The sequence below is a fragment of the Rhizobium sp. BT04 genome (genome assembly GCF_030053135.1).
Classification (GTDB): Bacteria; Pseudomonadota; Alphaproteobacteria; order Rhizobiales; family Rhizobiaceae; genus Rhizobium; species Rhizobium binxianense.
Map to the genome: position 1 here is coordinate 711,651 of NZ_CP125652.1, position 16,925 is coordinate 728,575.

The following is a 16,925-nucleotide window of genomic DNA, read 5'->3' on the forward strand; positions in this document are numbered from 1 at the left end:
GCCGAAGCTCAATAATTCTTCATGGCACGATGCACCGCAGCCGGAAGGCCTCGTTGCAGAGCGTACTGAAAACCGGGACGCTGAGGATCGCCGTCTCCGCCATCACCTTTGCCTCCCCGAGAAATACGAGCCACAGCCCCACGCCGGATCGGCGAAGGGCTGCTGGCGAAATCAGCCGGGCTTCTTCTTTGAAAATTTGTTCTTCGGCCCGGCGCCGCCCTTGCCCTCAGATCTGGGACCGTCGAACTTGGCACCTTCGAATTTCGGCTTATCGTATTTGGGCTTGTCCGATTTCGGGCCGTCGAAACCGGGCTTGCCTGGTTTCTTGCTCCAGGGCTTGCTATCCCGTCTCTCCCCGCCGCTATTGTCGGCTGCAGCATATCCGCCGCCTGGACCCTTGCCGAACTTGTTCTTCGGCCGCTCGCCACGGGAGGAGTCATCCGGCCGCTCGTCACGCGATGGCTTGCCGGCATAAGGCTTCGGCGACGGCGCCCGGCTGAAATCCGGTGTGCCGGAAAGCCGGGTCACGCGGATACCGCGTTCGAGCGCCTTGTTCGGCCCGATCGCCGCCTGGAAGCTTTCGGCACTTGCAGCCGCGATCTCCACGAAGGTTTCCTCAGGCTGCATCTTGATGGCGCCGATCTCCCGCTTCGTCACATTGCCGTTGCGGCAGAGCATCGGGATCAGCCAGCGCGGCTCGGCATTCTGCTTGCGCCCGACCGAGACGGAGAACCAGACGCTGGCGCCGAAATCCTCGCGCGGTCCCTTCTGCGCCGGCTCGTAGGGCTCGGCATTGTCGCGGCGCTTGCGGCTGCGATCGTCCTGCACGGTGACCTCGATCAGATCCTCCGGCGCCGAATGATTGGTGCGGTAGAGACGCAGGAAGGCGGCGGCGAGCTTTTCGGCGCCGTGGCTGGAAAGAAGCTGCTGCACCAGTCCCTGTTCTTCTTCCTGCGGTGTTTCGTTGAAGATCGGGTCGGCGAGCAGCCGCTCGTCGTCGCGCTCGTTCACCTCTTCGGCAGACGGCGGCCGCGCCCAGGCGGCCGAAATACCGGCATTCTCGAGCAGGCGCTCTGCCTTGCGCCGTGCATTCAGCGGCACGATCATGGCGCTGATGCCTTTGCGCCCGGCCCGGCCGGTGCGGCCACTGCGGTGCAGCAGCGTTTCCGGATTGGTCGGCAGGTCGGCATGGATGACGAGATCGAGGCCCGGCAGGTCGATGCCGCGGGCGGCGACATCGGTCGCGATGCAGACCCGGGCGCGGCCGTCGCGCATTGCCTGCAGCGCATGGCTGCGCTCGTTCTGCGTCAGTTCGCCGGAAAGCGCCACCACGGCGAAATTGCGGTTGTTGAACCGCGCGGTCAGATGATTGACGGCGGCGCGCGTCGAACAGAAGACGATGGCGTTGGTCGCCTCGTAATAGCGCAGCACGTTGATAATAGCGTTCTCGCGGTCGCTCGGCGCCACCATCAGCGCGCGATATTCGATATCGACATGCTGCTTCTCCTCGGCCGCGGTGCTGATGCGCACGGCGTCGCGCTGGTAGCTTTTGGCCAGCTTGGCGATGGCCGCCGGCACAGTTGCCGAAAACATCAGCGTGCGGCGCTCGTCCGGCGCCGAATCGAGAATGAATTCCAGGTCCTCGCGAAAGCCGAGATCGAGCATCTCGTCGGCCTCGTCGAGCACGGCGGCCTTCAGTTCCGACATATCGAGCGCCCGGCGGCGGATATGGTCGCAGAGCCGGCCGGGGGTGCCGACGACGATATGGGCGCCGCGTTCGAGCGACCGCCGCTCGCTGCGGATGTCCATGCCGCCGACGCAGCTTGATATCACCGCGCCGGTCATTTCGTAGAGCCATTCGAGTTCGCGCTTCACCTGCAGGGCAAGCTCGCGCGTCGGGGCGATGACGAGGGCGAGCGGGGCGCCGGCATTGCCGAAGCGTTCCCTGCCCTCAAGCAGCGTCGGCGCCAGCGCCAGCCCGAAGGCGACGGTCTTGCCGGAACCGGTCTGGGCCGAGACCAGCGCGTCGGAAGCGGCAAGCGCCGGATCGAGCATCGATTTCTGCACCGGGGTGAGTTCGGCGTAACCGCGCTTCTGCAACGCCTTGGCGATCGCCGGAACGACGCCGTTGAATTCTGTCATGAGTTCGATCTTTCGGAGCTGTCAGGCGCGAAATGCGCCATGGCCGGAGCCAGCCGGCGGGGTATTTGCGCCGTTCCTAGCCGCTCCCGCGGCGATTGTCAAAGCGTGCGACTGCGCCACAGCCAGGCGTCGATATGGCTTGCCCGGCCGCGCAGCGTTGTTTCCAGCGGACCCTCCATCCGTCCTGACTGCGTCAGCACGCTATCAGGGCCTGCGGCGCGGACGATTTCGGCGCTCAGCGCCAGCTCGACGCCATGGCGGGCGGCGACCTCCATCAGGCGGCTGCCGACATTGATGGTGTCGCCTGCCGCGGTGATCTGCTGCCGGTCGCCGGTGCCAAGACGCGAGGCGACGATGGGGCCGTAATGGGCGCCGACCTTGAAGCCGATCTTCTTTTGGGCGAAGCCCGCATGGGCACCAAGCCAGCCGCGTGTCCGCTCGCAGAGGCTGACCGCGCAGGCGGCGGCGCGGGCGGCATCGTCATCGGCGGGCTCCGGCAGCCCGAACAGGATCATCGCCCCGTCGCCCATGAAGCTGGTGATGGCGCCGCCATGGGCGCGCGCCTCCTCGTCGATCAGTTCGAAGAAACCGCTCAGCACTTCGCTCACCTTGACCGGTCCGAGGTTTTCGCTGAGACCGGTGAAACCCGAGAGGTCGATGAAGATGACGGCAGCGTTCTGGCGCACCGGCTCAGCCAGGAAATTCGGATCGCGCGCCAGCCATTCGCCGAGGCCGGGCGCCTCGATGCGCTGCAGCAGCGCGCTCTGCTCGGCGAAATGGCGGGCGCGGCCGCGGTCGAGCCAGAGTTCGGCCGCGCCGAGGATCAGCGCCGGCGGCAGCGCGGCTGCGATCGGCAGTGCTGCACTCAGCCAGTAGCCGTGCGCAAAGGCCGATAGATTGAGCATCGCCCAGACGATCAGCGTCAGCACGATGATGACATAGCCTGCCGCACTCCGGCGCCAGGCGATCAGCGACACCAGCACGAGCGTCAGACCGATGGCGATGCCGGCATCGATCAGCCTGATCCTGCGGTCGCGCACCATGCCGTCGCCGGTGACGAGATGGGTGATCGCCGTCGACATCACCTCGACGCCGGGCATGACGGGATCGAACGGCGTCGGAAAGACGTCGCCGCCGCCGGTGACCGTCGAGCCGATGACGACGATGCGGCCGGCGACCGCATCCGCCGCCAGCTTGCCGTCGAGCGCATCGGCGGCGCTGAAGGTGGCGATACTGCCGTGCCCGCCATAGAAGGTCACCGGCAGGCGCTGGCCGATATCGGTGGGAATGCGCAGCTTGCCGAGCGTGATGGCATCGGGTTCGATGCTGGGATTGACACCGAGCGCCACCGAAGCGGCCCGCAGCGGAAAGGCCGGATCCAGCCGGTCCGCCGCCCGCGAGATCAGCGGTATATAGCGTGGCGTGCCGGTCTGATCGGTTGCGACATTGACGATGCCGACCGCGGCCGCCTCGGCAAAGCGGGGAAGCGGCAAGAGAAGCTGGCTTGCCTCGGGAATGGCGGCAAGCGGATCTCTCGCCGCATCGCTGACCTGCTGGCGGCTTTGCGCGAAAGTGGCGGCCGCGGCAATCACGCTCGGCCCCTGGGCAAGGGCGGCAGCCAACGCCGCATCGCCCTCCTCCGGCCCCGGATCGACCAGCAGAATATCGAGTGCCAGGGCCTTCGGCTTCAGCGCGGCGATCGCGCCGACGAGCCGCGCGAGTGTGGCCCGGTCGAGCGGATAGCCGTGGGCGGCGGCTGTGCGATCGTCGATGGCGACGATCGAGACGACGGCAGGCGGTGTTTTTGCCCCGACGATGGCGCTGCGGATATCGGCAAGCGAAGCCTCCATCCGATCGAGAAGGCCGCCTCCGCCATTGAGATTGGCATGGCCGAGTGCTACCGCCCAAAGACCAGCGAGCAGCAGCGCGATCACAGTCTGCAGGCGATGGTTCATGGGACTTATTGGCCGAGGCGGGCAAGAAGCGCGGCAACGCGCGGCGCCGGCCAGCGACGCACGACGAGCGGCTCGGTTCCATCAGAGACGTCGACGCCCTCGCCCGGCGACAGCACCACTTGCTCGCCGGCCGGCCGGCGCACCGCGACGCTGCCACTGACGACCAGCACCGAGGTCTTGCCGCCGGCGACATCGACCGCCCATTGCGTGCCGCGCACGGCAGCGATCGCCTGCGGCGTCACCACCTGGAAACCGCCCGCGTGCTGGCTGCTGTCGACATCGACGAGGATGGCCTTGCGCCGCAGCGATGCCGAATCGGGACTGCCGTCACGATTGCGGTCGGCAAGGCGGAAGGATGCGCCGGCCTCCGCCGTCACCTTGACGCCGCCCGGACAACTGAACACCTGGCGGGCGCCGGCGTCGCGCGAAATCGTGCAGCCGGCAGACTGCGCAAAGGCCGCCCCTTCAGCGAACAGGCCGACCGCGAGTGCGCCGGCAAACAGGCAGCGAAGCGTGATATTCATGGAAAGCCCCCATGACCGTGCGGAGCGGCTCATTTCGAAAGCGCCCGCCAACCGTCTTCTTCCATGCCGGGCATGATAGCCGAATTCGAATATTTCCCTAGGCAAAAAAGCAGGCCGGCTCATCGCAAGCCGATTCTCAAGGAGCGCCTCTTGTTTCGGGCGTCGGCCCGGCATAACGCGCCCGCGGTCGGATCAACTCTCCGCTCCCGATCTGCTCCATCGCATGCGCAAGCCAGCCGGCGGAACGGGCAAGCGAAAAAATAATGATCGGCGCCTCCCGCGGCAGATCGAAGGCGACCGCCATCGCGGCAAGTGCGAAATCGACATTGACCTTTTCGCCGACCATCGCTTCGCCGGCGTCACGGAGGTTTGCAAATTCCGGCGGCAGGGGGAAATGCGAAAGCAGTGCCTGAGCCCTGATATCGCCATCGGGATAGAGAAGATGGCCGAAGGCTGAGAGGTGATTGCCCTGGACAAGCGAGCGGCGGATCGCTTGCTCCGCCCCGAGCGCTGAAGCTGCCTCGATCAGGGCGTCGACACCCTGCCAGGCGGCGCCGTGCAGCGGCCCTGTCAGCGTCGCCAGACCGGACAGCACGGCGGCCGAAAGGGCAGCACCTGCCGATGCCGTGACCCGTGCCGCAAAAGCCGAGGCGTTGAGTTCGTGATCGGCAAGCAGCACCAGAGCGCGACGCAGGCAATCGGCGGCATCCGGCCGTTCCCAGCTTGCGGCCAGCCGCAGATGCAGCGGCTGCTCCGAAGGCCCCGGCGCCAGCGCATCGGCGATGGTGGAGAGAACGCCGTGCGCTTCACGCCGCAGGGCTGCCTGCGATCGGCCGAGTGACGGCAGATCCGTCGTCACCCGCCCCGCAAGCGCCAGGAACGCAGCCTGAAGCGACGGAGCGGCATGCCCGGCCTCGGCGTTGGAGGGCAGCGCTTCAGCACCATTCCAGAGCAGTGCTGCCGTCTGCTCCAGCGTCGCGACCTCGGCAAAATCGGCCACGTCCCGTCCGCGATAGAAAAGCCGTCCATCAATGATGGTGGAGATTGCCGAAGACAGAACCGGATCGCCCCAGCGGATCGTCTCGGCGGCAACCGTTTCGGCTTTACGCCGGCCGGCATGGCGTTCGGCAAGCCGCTTGACGTCGGCAGACTGGTAGAGGCTGCGGCGCGGGTCGGCGGGATCCGGCTTGGCGCGGATGCGCCCGCGGCTGACATTGGCGTAGAGCGTCTGCGGCTTGGTTTTCAGCGCTTGCAGCGCCTCCTCGGCAGTGAGCCACGACATCGGATCCTCATATTGATCAATTGCATCAAGATTGACGTCAATGAGACTAGGTCGGATCATTCAAGCCGTAAAGGAGAAAACCACATGAAAAATGGCTTGGAAGACGTCATTGCCGCCGAAACGCAGCTCTCGGATGTCGATGGCGAAGCAGGTCGACTGATCATCCGCGGCGTATCGCTGGATCATCTGGTCGCAGACTCCACCTATGAAGCGGTCGCCGCACTATTGCTCGACGGGCTGATGGAGCGAAGCTTCGGCGAAGCGCAATTGCGCGACTGGCTGGCCAAAGCGCGAACCGGGGTGTTCGACCATATCAAGGCTGCCGATGCCACGCTGCTCGCTTTGCCTCCGGTCGATGCGATGCGGGCGCTGATTGCCCGGCTGCCCGACGGTGAGGATTTCGATACCGCGCTTCGCCTGCTGGCCGCGCCGGCAGTCTTCCTGCCGGCGGTTCTGCGCATGCAGCGCGGCGAAAAACCGATCGCGCCCGACGCCTCGCTGCCGCAGGCGGCCGATATCCTGCGCATGCTGACCGGAAAAGTGCCGACCAGGGAGCAGACGGCCGCACTCGACACCTACCTCGTGACGATATCCGACCACGGCCTCAACGCCTCAACCTTCGCATCGCGCGTCATCGCCTCGACGCAGGCCGGTCTCACCTCCTCGGTGCTCGCAGCGCTGAGCGCGCTGAAGGGACCGCTGCATGGTGGTGCGCCCGGTCCGGTGCTCGACATGCTGGACGCGATCGGAACAGCGGAGAATGCCGGGCCTTGGCTCGGCGAAGCGCTCGACCGCGGCGAAAGGCTGATGGGCTTCGGCCACCGCATCTACCGTGTCCGCGATCCCCGTGCCGATGCGCTGAAAGGCGCGCTGAAGCCGTTGATCGCGTCAGGACAGGTCGACAGCGCCCGTAGCGCCCTGGCAGAGGCCGTGGAGGTCGCGGCATTGGCGATCCTCAAGCTGCGCAAGCCGGACCGGCCGCTCGACGTCAATGTCGAATTCTATACGGCGCTGCTGCTGGAAACGCTCGGCTTCCCGCGCCGGGCCTTCACCGGCGTCTTCGCGATCGGCCGCACCGTCGGATGGCTGGCGCATGCGCGCGAACAGGCACTCGACGGCCGGTTGATTCGCCCGCGCTCGGTCTATATCGGGCCGCTGCCGGCCGCTGCTTGAAGGTTGATCCGGCAGAGCATCCAGATCGCGCATAGCCGCGCGATCTGGTGTCGGCATTCGTCAGACGAGGCGGCTCTGTTCCGTCGCCGCTTCGATGAAGCTGGCAAATAGCGGATGCGGGTCGAGCGGCCGGCTCTTCAGTTCCGGGTGATACTGCACACCGATGAACCAGGGATGATCGGGATATTCGATCGTTTCCGGCAGAACGCCATCCGGCGACATGCCGGAGAAGATGAGGCCGCAGCTCTCGAGCCGGTCCTTGTAGTCGACATTGACCTCGTAGCGATGGCGGTGACGCTCGGAAATATCGGTCGAGCCGTAAATCTCCGAGATCTTCGTGCCCTTCTTCAGCGCCGCCTTGTAAGCGCCGAGGCGCATCGTGCCGCCGAGGTCGCCGGCTGCCGTGCGCTTCTGCAACTCGTTGCCCTTGACCCATTCGGTCATCAGGCCGACCACCGGCTCCTTGGTCGGGCCGAATTCGGTCGAGGAGGCGCCGGAGACGTCGGCGAGATTGCGCGCCGCTTCGATGACGGCCATCTGCATGCCGAAGCAGATGCCGAAATACGGCACCTTGCGTTCGCGGGCGAAACGGGCTGCATGGATCTTGCCTTCCGAACCGCGTTCGCCGAAGCCGCCGGGCACGAGGATGCCGTGCACCTTTTCGAGATAGGGCGCCGGATCTTCCTTTTCGAAGACCTCGGACTCGATCCATTCGAGCTTGACCTTGACGCGATTGGCGATGCCGCCGTGATGCAGCGCCTCGATCAGCGATTTATAGGCATCCTTGAGGCCGGTATATTTGCCGACGATCGCGATTGTCACCTCGCCTTCCGGCGTGCGGATGCGGTTGCAGACCTCTTCCCACGGGTCAAGACGCGGCTTCGGCGCCGGCTCGATGCCGAAGGCGGCAAGCACTTCGTCATCAAGGCCTTCCTTGTGGTAGGCGATCGGCACGTCGTAGATGTTGGCGACATCGAGCGCCTGGATGACGGCGGACGGGCGCACGTTGCAGAACAGCGACAGCTTGCGGCGCTCGGCCTCCGGAATTTCGCGGTCGGCGCGCACCAGCAGGATATCGGGATGAATGCCGAGTGCCTGCAACTCCTTGACCGAATGCTGGGTCGGCTTGGTCTTCAGCTCGCCGGCCGCCGGAATATAGGGCATCAGCGTCAGGTGGACGTAGACGGCGGTGCCACGCGGCAGATCGTTGCCGAGCTGGCGGATCGCCTCCATGAACGGCATCGCTTCGATATCGCCGACCGTGCCGCCGATCTCGCAGATGACGAAGTCGTAGTCGTCATTGCCCTCGATAACGAAATCCTTGATCTCGTTGGTGACGTGCGGAATGACCTGCACCGTCGCGCCGAGATAGTCGCCGCGCCGCTCCTTGTCGATGATGTTCTTGTAGATGCGGCCGGTGGTGATATTGTCGGTCTTGGTCGCCGAACGCCCCGTGAAGCGTTCGTAATGACCGAGATCGAGATCGGTTTCCGCGCCGTCGTCGGTGACGAAGACCTCGCCGTGCTGGGTCGGGCTCATCGTGCCCGGGTCCACGTTCAGATAGGGATCGAGCTTGCGAAGCCGGACCCGATATCCACGGGCCTGCAGCAACGCTCCGAGAGCCGCGGCCGCAATTCCTTTTCCGAGAGAGGAAACCACGCCGCCAGTGATGAATACGTATCGCGCCATGGGATTCACCGGATACCTTTTCAAAAACGATTCCACCAGCCCCAAAAATTCTTTTCCGGAACTTTCGGAGCGTGGCGCAGGAATCTGAACAAAAGAAAACCGGCAGACCCTGGGGCCTGCCGGCGGTTTATGTCGAAGCCCGGTTTACTGTCCCGTCGGGACGCCGGAAGGCTGAGCCGGCGCAGGCGTGACCGGAGCTGCAGGCGCAGTCGTCGCCGGAGCGGTCGTTGCCGGTGCGGTGGCAGCAGGCGCCTGAGTGGCCGGAGCAGCCGCTGCCGGCGCTTGAGCGGCGGGAGCCTGCGGTGCGGGCGTTGCCGCCCCGCTGCTCGGAACGCCGTTGCCGGCCGGCTGATTTGCCGGAGCCTGTGCGCCGCCGCCGAGCGAATCGAGAATGCCGTTGCCCTGGCCGCCTGTAGCCGGAATGCGATCGAGAATATCGCTCGGACGGCCCTCGTAACGCGTCAGTATGCCGAGGCCGAGTGAGGTCAGGAAGAACAGGGTTGCAAGGATCGCGGTGGTGCGCGTCAGTGCATTGGCCGTACCGCGGGCCGACATGAAGCCGGAACCGCCGCCGATGCCGAGGCCGCCGCCTTCAGAGCGCTGGATGAGCACAACGCCGACAAGGGCAAGCACGATCATAAGATGGATGACAATCAATACTGTCTGCATGGGTCCAGTCCTGCCCGCCTGGAGACGGACATAAATAAGAATTCTGGCGGCTCTTTACATGAGGCTTTCATCTATTCCAAGCCCTTCGGCCCGGAATAAACCCGGGAATAAACCCAGGAATAAAAAATGCCTCAGGCGAGCAGCGCCTCATAGGCCCGGTAGATGGCGAGGAAGTCGGCCGCTTTCAAGCTCGCTCCGCCGATCAGCGCGCCGTCGACATTGGCGATGCCCATCAATTCATGGGCATTGGCCGGCTTGACCGAGCCGCCGTAGAGAAGACGCATCTTGCGGCCTTCATCGCCGAAGCGGGCCACAAGCTCTGCCCGCATGAAGGCATGCGCCTTTTCGACATCACCTGATGTCGGCGTCACACCGGTGCCGATCGCCCAGATCGGCTCGTAGGCGATAACGGTATTTTCGGCCGTCGCGCCATCGGGAACGGAGGCGGAAAGCTGGCGTTTGATAACGTCAAGCGCCTGGCCTGTCCGGCGTTCATCCGCCGTCTCGCCGATGCAGATGATCGCCGTCAGCTCTGCGGCGAAGGCCGCCTCCGCCTTGGCGCGCACCAAATGATCCGTTTCGGCATGGTCGGTGCGCCGCTCGGAGTGACCGACGATGACATAGGTGCCGAAACAATCGGCAATCATCTCGGCCGAGATGTCGCCGGTATGCGCACCCGACGGATTCTGATGGCAGTCCTGAGCGCCAATCGCCAGCGGGCTGTCGGTGCACAGCGCCGTCGCCACGTAAAGCAGCGTCGCCGGCGGGCAGATCAGCGCCTCGACCTTGTCGCCCAGCGGCGAGCGAACACCCTCGGCGATCGTCTTGATCTGATCCAGGGAGGCACGCATGCCATTCATTTTCCAGTTTCCCGCCACAAGCGGGCGCACATCAGGTGTCATGCTGGCCTTCCACAATCTGCTTATGCCTTGGGCAATATCAAAAGCTTGCAGCAAAGAAAAGCATCATGCCCTTGACGTAAGGGGAATCTCTGCGATCCCGCGCATATTTCTGCCGAATATCGTCCACTACAGCGCCGCGCATCTTTTGAGACACGCAAAGGTAGCATTTTGAGTTCATGCATCGTGCTTTCTAAAAATGGTCTCCGAATTTCCGACCGATGCGCTAGCCGGCAAGAATCCAGTTCACCACCCTGCGCCAGTCGATCATCCGGATCGGCGTCCCGTGATTGCCGGTCTGAAACAGCGTGAAACGCGCCGGATATTTTGCCTTGTGCAGGCTTTCGAACAGCGCCTGCTGGTCGGAGGCGGCATAGACCGGGTCGCGGCTGCCATGGGCGAACCAGAGCGGCAGCTTCGCCCTGTAGAAGGCGCTCTTGATGAAATCCGGATCGGTGACCCCGCTCATAACAAGCATGCCCTTCAGCCGCTTGACGCTGTCGCTGTCGCGCGCAATGCCCCAGCAGACCTGGCTGCCCATCGAGGCGCAGGAAAGGATGATCGGCCGGCCGGGCGATAGCGCGTTGGCATAGCGGATCAGACCGGCGATCGCCGCAACACCGCTGCTGTCGAAGCTTTTGACGGTGGGTGAATAATAGACGCCGCCATTGCCGGCGACGAGGTTCTTCAGCCGGTTGAAGTTGCCGCCGAAACTGTAGTCGTTGGCCCCGAGCCGCCGGTCGCCGTCGCGGCCATGAATGAAAATCACCGTGAAGGCGGCATTCTGAGCCGGTCCCACCCTGGTGACATCGAGGCTGATACCGTCGAGCGGCAGCGTCTCGTCGGCCTGGCTCTTGCGGATGCCGAGCGCCACATATTTCTGCTGTACCCGCTTTTGCGGGATCTGGTCGCGGCCGTTGATATCGCGCATCTCGTCATAGCCGATGACCTCGAAGGCGCCGTCATCGCCCGTCTGCAAGATCGTCTGTTTCGAAAACAGATCGTCTTTGAAAGGCGGCAGCGCATCGGCCGCCCGCGCCGGGGCGGCAGCAGAGAGGACGGCTGCGGACAAGAAAAACGCCGCAATTGCGGTGATGATGGTGCAATGACTTGTGGACATTCGCATTCGGATGGTTCCTGAGGCCTGCCGCCGCTTGCCATTCGGCGCCCGGCAACGCAAATCATTTGGGAAAAGCCCGCCAAGTCAGGCGGTGTCGCGTATAGAGGTGCTTTCTGGCAAAATCTGCCTGATTCGCAAACGTGGCATGAAATGCGGTGATTTTGGGTCGGCGGCGGATACCCGCCCAAACCAGACCCAAGACAGGATGAAGATCTGAACGGCCCCATGGACGATAGCAACGACCTCTTTTCCGGAATGCCCCTCTCTGAAAAACGCGAGGAGGCGCAGAAGCCTGCCGCTCCGGCCGAGCGGCCGCCGATGACAGCTGCGCCCGTCGCCGCCGCAGCACCCCCTGCCGGAGCCTCTGCGCGCCCGGCGCCGGCCGCGTCGAACTCCGATGATTATGGCGCCTCGTCGATCCGCGTCCTCGAAGGCCTCGAGCCGGTGCGCATGCGGCCGGGCATGTATATCGGCGGCACCGATGAAAAGGCGCTGCATCACCTCTTTGCCGAAGTCATCGACAATGCGATGGACGAGGCGGTCGCCGGACACGCCAATTTCATCGAGGTCTATCTTGACCTCGAGGGTTACCTCACCGTCTCCGACAACGGCCGCGGCATCCCGGTAGAGAACCATCCGCAGGTGCCGGGCAAATCGACGCTCGAAGTCATCATGACCAAGCTGCATGCCGGCGGCAAATTCGACGGCAAGGCCTACGAGACCTCCGGCGGCCTGCACGGCGTCGGCGTCTCGGTCGTCAATGCGCTTTCCGACGACCTCGAGGTCGAGGTAGCGCGCAACCGCAAGCTATACCGCCAGCGTTTCTCCCGCGGCCTGCCTCAGGGCGGCCTCGAAGAGCTGGGCGACGTCCACAATCGCCGCGGCACCCGCGTACGCTTCCACCCCGACCCCCAGATCTTTGGGGATCACATGAAGTTCGATGCCGCCCGCGTTTTCCGCATGGCGCGCTCGAAAGCCTATCTGTTCGGCGGCGTCGAAATCCGCTGGAGCTGCGAGGCGGGCGTGCTGCCCGAAGGCTCCGAGGTGCCTGACAAGGCTGTCTTCCACTTCCCCGGCGGCCTGAAGGACTATCTCCAGGCGACGATGGGCAAGGAGTTCACCGTCACCCGCGAGATCTTCGCCGGCAAGACCGAGAAGGTGAGCGGCCACGGCTCGATGGAATGGGCGATCACCTGGTACGGCGGCGATCCGCAGGTGCATTCCTATTGCAACACCATCCCGACCCCCGAAGGCGGCACGCATGAGGCCGGCCTGCGCATCGCGCTGACCAAGGGCCTGAAGGCCTATGCCGAGCTGACGCAGAACAAGCGCGCCGCCCAGATCACCACCGACGACGTGATGATCTCGGCCGTCGGCATGCTGTCGGTTTTCATCCGCGAGCCGGAATTCGTCGGCCAGACCAAGGACAAGCTCGCAACCGTCGAGGCCCAGCGCATCGTCGAGAATGCGCTCCGCGATCCCTTCGATCACTACCTTGCCGACAATCCGAACGAGTCGGCCAAGCTGCTCGACTGGGTGATCGAGCGCGCCGAGGAGCGCCTGCGCCGCCGCAAGGAAAAGGAAGTCAACCGCAAGACGGCGGTGCGCAAATTGCGCCTGCCCGGCAAGCTCGCCGATTGTTCGCAGAACACCGCCGAAGGCGCCGAACTCTTCATCGTCGAGGGCGATTCGGCAGGCGGTTCGGCCAAGCAGGCGCGCAACCGCGCCAACCAGGCCATTCTGCCGCTGCGCGGCAAGATCCTCAACGTTGCCAGCGCCGGCCGTGAAAAGCTCGGCGCCAACCAGCAGCTCGCCGATCTCATCCAGGCTCTCGGCTGCGGCACGCGCTCGAAATACCGCGACGAAGACCTGCGCTACGAGCGCATCATCGTCATGACCGATGCCGACGTCGACGGCGCCCACATCGCCTCGCTGCTCATCACCTTCTTCTATCAGGAGATGCCGGAGCTGGTGCGCGGCGGCCATCTCTTCCTCGCCGTGCCGCCGCTCTATAAGATCACTCAAGGCTCGAAATCCGCCTATGCCCGCGACGACAACCATCGCGCCGAGCTGATGCAGACGGAGTTCAAGGGCAAGGCCAAGGTCGAGATCAGCCGCTTCAAAGGTCTCGGCGAGATGATGCCCGCCCAGCTCAAGGAAACCACCATGGATCCGTCCAAGCGCACCCTGCTCAAGGTGCTGATCGACGAGGTGGATTTCGAAGGCACCCGCAGCGCCGTCGACGATCTGATGGGCACCAAACCGGAAGCCAGATTCCGCTTCATCCAGGAGCGTGCGGCCTTCGCGGAGAATCTTGATATTTAAAGCATGAGGTCAAGTTGCGAGAAACGCTATGCCTCGACTTAAGAGAAATTAGACTGGCCGCCGGGTAAATCGGCTCTTTCAAGTGCAAGCCTTATAGACTTTGATAATAGGCTATTCCTCCTTGAAAGCTCGAGCTATCTGATCGGTTAGTGGTTTTGCAAGATAGGCCAGGGCAGTACGCTCACCGGTCTGAACGAACGCCTCCACCGGCATCCCGGCCACTGGCGAGAGACTACCCAATCGCTTCCATTCAGCCTCAGGGACCCCGACCCTGAGGCTGTAATAACTCTGCCCCGTCCGTTGGTCCGTCGTGAGATCTGCAGCTATCTTTGTGACACGGCCATTCAACTCCGGAGTTGTCCGTTGGCTGAAAGCGGAAAACCGAAGTGTCACCTCCTGCCCAACCGCAACCTGATCGATATCCTGCGGTGAGAGCTTGAGTTCCGGTGTCAGAGCGTCGGTGTCGGGGACAATCTGCATGATTGCTTCTCCCGGTGTGACGACAGCGCCGGGCGCGTGAACCACCAGCTGATGGACAATGCCGGCTTGAGGCGCGCGAATATCGATATGCTTCAATTCGTCTTCCGCCGCGACAAGCCGTTCGGAATATTCGCCGCTTTCGCTTTCGGCCTGTCGCAGTTGATCCGAAACCTCGGTCCGTTGGTCGTCATCGACCTGGATGATCTGTAACCGGGTTTCAGCGATCTTTCCGTTGGTCTGAGCTGCTGACGCAACCAGGCTGCCAAGTTCACCCGTCAAGTCGGCAGCATCCCGTTGCAGTGCATAGACACGGGTCGCCGGAATGATGCCTTGATCGAGCAACGGCTGCAGGCTGGCGAGCTCCTTGTTGATGATGAAAATCGCCTGCCGCTTACCGTCCTGCTGCGCGTCCAGCCCCTCGGCCTCTTTCGAAAGCTGGCTAACCCGTTCGGCTAGCTGCCCTTTGCGACCGGTTCTGGATGATCGTCGATCTTGAAACAGCCGTTGTTCGCCATCGAGCATCGCACCGACTTCGGCAATCTCCCGATCCTTCAGCAGCGTCTCGGGAAAGGTAATTGTTTCCTTTGCGTCCCGCTCGGCCGACAATCGCGCAGTGCGCGCTGCGAGTTCTTTCAGCCGCTTCGATACAATCGCAAGATTCGCACGTGTTTGCGTATCGTCGAGATGCACCAGTATCTGACCAGATTCGACACGATCTCCATTCTTGACGAAGACTTGGCCAACCGTTCCGCCCTTCTGATGCTGGACAGGTTTGACGTAAGTGTCGACCACCAGCGTTCCGGCAGCAATGACAGCGCCCTGAAGCCGGATGGTCGCGGCAAGCCCCCCGAGAACGCCGACGAGCAGAACGATCATCGCGATCGCAACAAGCGTCAGATGCCGGATCGCCCGTTCAGCGAATGGCGCATAGCTGGGGTTCATTGCGCCGCTCCCTCGCCGGCTATCGTCAATCGAACGGGCGGGGACGGCGATTGGGCTGCTTGCGTCGTCTTTTTCAGGACTTCCTCCTTCGGACCAAAGGCCTGCATCTGACCGTTCGCCAAAACCATAACGGTATCGACCGCGGCGAGCGCACTTGGACGATGAGCGATGACAACGGCAATACCGCCCCGTGACCGCACGCCGAAGATTGCCCGCGACAATGCTGCTTCTCCCTCCGCGTCGAGGTTCGAGTTTGGTTCGTCGAGCACGACCAGGAAGGGGTCGCCGTAAAGGGCTCTCGCCAGCGCGATGCGCTGCCGCTGGCCACCAGACAGCGTCGATCCCTGCTCGCCGATTTTCATGTCGAAGCCTTCGGGAAACTGAACGATCATGTCGTAGACGCCCGCGGCTTTTGCCGCCGCGATGATCTTGTCGGATGATGCGTCCGGATCGAAACGCGCGATGTTTTCTGCGATCGATCCTCCAAAAAGCGAGACATCCTGAGGCAAGTATCCGATGTGCCGACCGAGCGCCGTTGGATCCCATTGGGACAGTGAAGCGCCGTCAAGGCGGACAGCGCCGGCGAGCGGTTGCCAAAGGCCGACGAGGCCGCGGGCGAGCGAGGACTTGCCAGAGGCGCTGGGGCCGATCACGCCAACAGCGTCACCAGCCTTCAGTTCGAAGGAGACGCCACGCAGGATCGCGCTCTTCGAGCCGGGTGCGGCGAGATGCAGGCTCTCGGCTTTTAGCAGACCTGTCGGCTCGGGCAGCGATACCTCACGCCCATCCGCCGGCATGAGTTGCGAAAGCTGCAACAGCCGGGACCAGCTATTGCGAGCCGCTGCAAATCCCTTCCATTGGCCGATTGCCAGTTCAACCGGCGCCAGCGCTCGACTGACGAGAATGGAACTGGCGATCATGATACCGCCTGATGCCTCTTGACGGATGACGAGAACCGCCCCGACAGCCAGCACGGCGGACTGGAGCATCATTCGCAATATCTTGGACAATGTTCCAAGCGTGCCGGTCACGTTCGATGCGTGCAGATGATTGTTGAGATAACGCCGATTGATTTCGTCCCATTTCTTGCCAAGCAGACGACCGAATCCCATTGCCAGGACAGCTTCCGAGTTTCGACGCGTTGCTTCCGCAAGAGCCGTCCGCTCGGATGCGATTTTCGCGGCCTCCTTGGCCGGCTCACGCGACTTCTGTTCCGCCAGGATCGTTAGGCCAACCAGCATCAAGGCGCCGGCGAGAGCCGTCATGCCGATCCAGACATGGAAAAAGAAGCACAGGCCAAGGTAAAACGGCATCCAGGGAATATCGAACAATGCCGTGGGGCCGGGACCCGATAGAAACCCGCGCACCGTATCCATGTCGCGCACCGACTGCAGACCATCGCCAGGCATCTGCATGCGCGATGGAAACAGGACGAGCGAATCGTAGACCGTTTCTCCGAAGCGTTCGTCGACCGACAGCCCGACGCGCACAAGAAGCATCGAGCGAACAAGCTCGAGAATTCCCTGAAACGCATAGAGCGTGGCGGCGATGATCCCGAGGCCGACGAGCGTCGGCAGGCTGCGGCCGGGGATGACTCTGTCGTATACCTGCAGCATGAAGAACGAACCGGTCAGCGCCAGAATATTGATGATCGCGCTGGTCGCACCGATCCCGAGGACGGCTTTCTTCAGCGAGAAGAGCACCGCCACAAGAAAAGCCTGTGGC

Annotated in this window: 13 protein-coding genes and 1 pseudogene; 3 read left to right on the forward strand and 11 right to left on the reverse strand. The window is 63.5% G+C overall.

Annotated features, from left to right (window positions below; all coding sequences use genetic code 11):
- Positions 1–34: 34 nt before the first annotated feature.
- From QMO82_RS12060 to QMO82_RS12080, 5 genes and pseudogenes are all read right to left on the reverse strand, one after another.
- Positions 35–106, reverse strand: a pseudogene (locus QMO82_RS12060) (GNAT family N-acetyltransferase); the annotation flags it as partial.
- Positions 107–171: 65 nt separating this feature from the next.
- Positions 172–2,142 (reverse strand): DEAD/DEAH box helicase, encoded by a 1,971-nt coding sequence (locus tag QMO82_RS12065; protein WP_183607288.1) that lies wholly within the window; start codon positions 2,140–2,142, stop codon positions 172–174.
- Positions 2,143–2,240: 98 nt separating this feature from the next.
- Entirely contained in the window at positions 2,241–4,097 is a 1,857-nt protein-coding gene (locus QMO82_RS12070) for a CHASE2 domain-containing protein (RefSeq protein WP_183607287.1), read from the reverse strand.
- A 5-nt stretch (positions 4,098–4,102) separates the two neighbouring features.
- Positions 4,103–4,621: a FecR domain-containing protein gene (locus QMO82_RS12075; protein ID WP_183607286.1), complete on the reverse strand. Its 519-nt coding sequence runs from the start codon at positions 4,619–4,621 to the stop codon at positions 4,103–4,105.
- Between the two features lie 136 nt (positions 4,622–4,757).
- The gene (locus QMO82_RS12080; RefSeq protein ID WP_183607285.1) at positions 4,758–5,903 is read right to left on the reverse strand and encodes a citrate synthase; all 1,146 of its coding nucleotides are present in this window, start codon (positions 5,901–5,903) and stop codon (positions 4,758–4,760) included.
- A gap of 84 nt (positions 5,904–5,987) precedes the next feature.
- On the opposite strand from QMO82_RS12080, the gene QMO82_RS12085 reads away from it, so the two are divergent.
- The gene (locus QMO82_RS12085) at positions 5,988–7,076 is read left to right on the forward strand and encodes a citrate synthase/methylcitrate synthase (protein ID WP_183607284.1); all 1,089 of its coding nucleotides are present in this window, start codon (positions 5,988–5,990) and stop codon (positions 7,074–7,076) included.
- Positions 7,077–7,136: 60 nt separating this feature from the next.
- Here the strand turns inward: QMO82_RS12085 and QMO82_RS12090 are convergent, their stop codons facing one another.
- The 3 genes from QMO82_RS12090 to tpiA form a co-directional block, all read right to left on the reverse strand.
- Positions 7,137–8,765 (reverse strand): CTP synthase, encoded by a 1,629-nt coding sequence (locus tag QMO82_RS12090; RefSeq protein ID WP_183607283.1) that lies wholly within the window; start codon positions 8,763–8,765, stop codon positions 7,137–7,139.
- Between the two features lie 144 nt (positions 8,766–8,909).
- Positions 8,910–9,434 (reverse strand): preprotein translocase subunit SecG, encoded by a 525-nt coding sequence (secG, locus tag QMO82_RS12095; RefSeq protein WP_183607282.1) that lies wholly within the window; start codon positions 9,432–9,434, stop codon positions 8,910–8,912.
- A gap of 131 nt (positions 9,435–9,565) precedes the next feature.
- The gene (tpiA, locus tag QMO82_RS12100) at positions 9,566–10,336 is read right to left on the reverse strand and encodes a triose-phosphate isomerase (RefSeq protein ID WP_183607281.1); all 771 of its coding nucleotides are present in this window, start codon (positions 10,334–10,336) and stop codon (positions 9,566–9,568) included.
- Between tpiA and QMO82_RS12105 the strand changes: the two genes are divergently transcribed.
- Positions 10,284–10,508 (forward strand): hypothetical protein, encoded by a 225-nt coding sequence (locus tag QMO82_RS12105; RefSeq protein ID WP_183607721.1) that lies wholly within the window; start codon positions 10,284–10,286, stop codon positions 10,506–10,508. The genes tpiA and QMO82_RS12105 overlap by 53 nt on opposite strands.
- 51 nt (positions 10,509–10,559) lie before the next feature.
- Here QMO82_RS12105 and QMO82_RS12110 read toward each other — a convergent pair whose 3' ends face one another.
- Positions 10,560–11,459 carry an alpha/beta hydrolase gene (locus QMO82_RS12110; RefSeq protein ID WP_183607280.1) on the reverse strand — a complete coding sequence of 300 codons (900 nt, stop codon included), beginning with the start codon at positions 11,457–11,459 and terminating at the stop codon, positions 10,560–10,562.
- Between the two features lie 219 nt (positions 11,460–11,678).
- Here QMO82_RS12110 and parE point away from each other — a divergent pair, with 219 nt between their 5' ends.
- On the forward strand, positions 11,679–13,778 hold the full coding sequence (parE, locus tag QMO82_RS12115) for a DNA topoisomerase IV subunit B (RefSeq protein ID WP_183607279.1): 2,100 nt from the start codon (positions 11,679–11,681) through the stop codon (positions 13,776–13,778).
- 111 nt (positions 13,779–13,889) lie between these two features.
- Here parE and QMO82_RS12120 read toward each other — a convergent pair whose 3' ends face one another.
- Positions 13,890–15,200, reverse strand: coding sequence for an HlyD family type I secretion periplasmic adaptor subunit (locus QMO82_RS12120; RefSeq protein ID WP_183607278.1), 1,311 nt, complete (start codon positions 15,198–15,200; stop codon positions 13,890–13,892).
- Positions 15,197–16,909 carry a type I secretion system permease/ATPase gene (locus QMO82_RS12125; protein ID WP_277545179.1) on the reverse strand — a complete coding sequence of 571 codons (1,713 nt, stop codon included), beginning with the start codon at positions 16,907–16,909 and terminating at the stop codon, positions 15,197–15,199. Before QMO82_RS12125 ends, QMO82_RS12120 begins: the two co-directional genes overlap by 4 nt.
- Positions 16,910–16,925 lie beyond the last annotated feature (16 nt).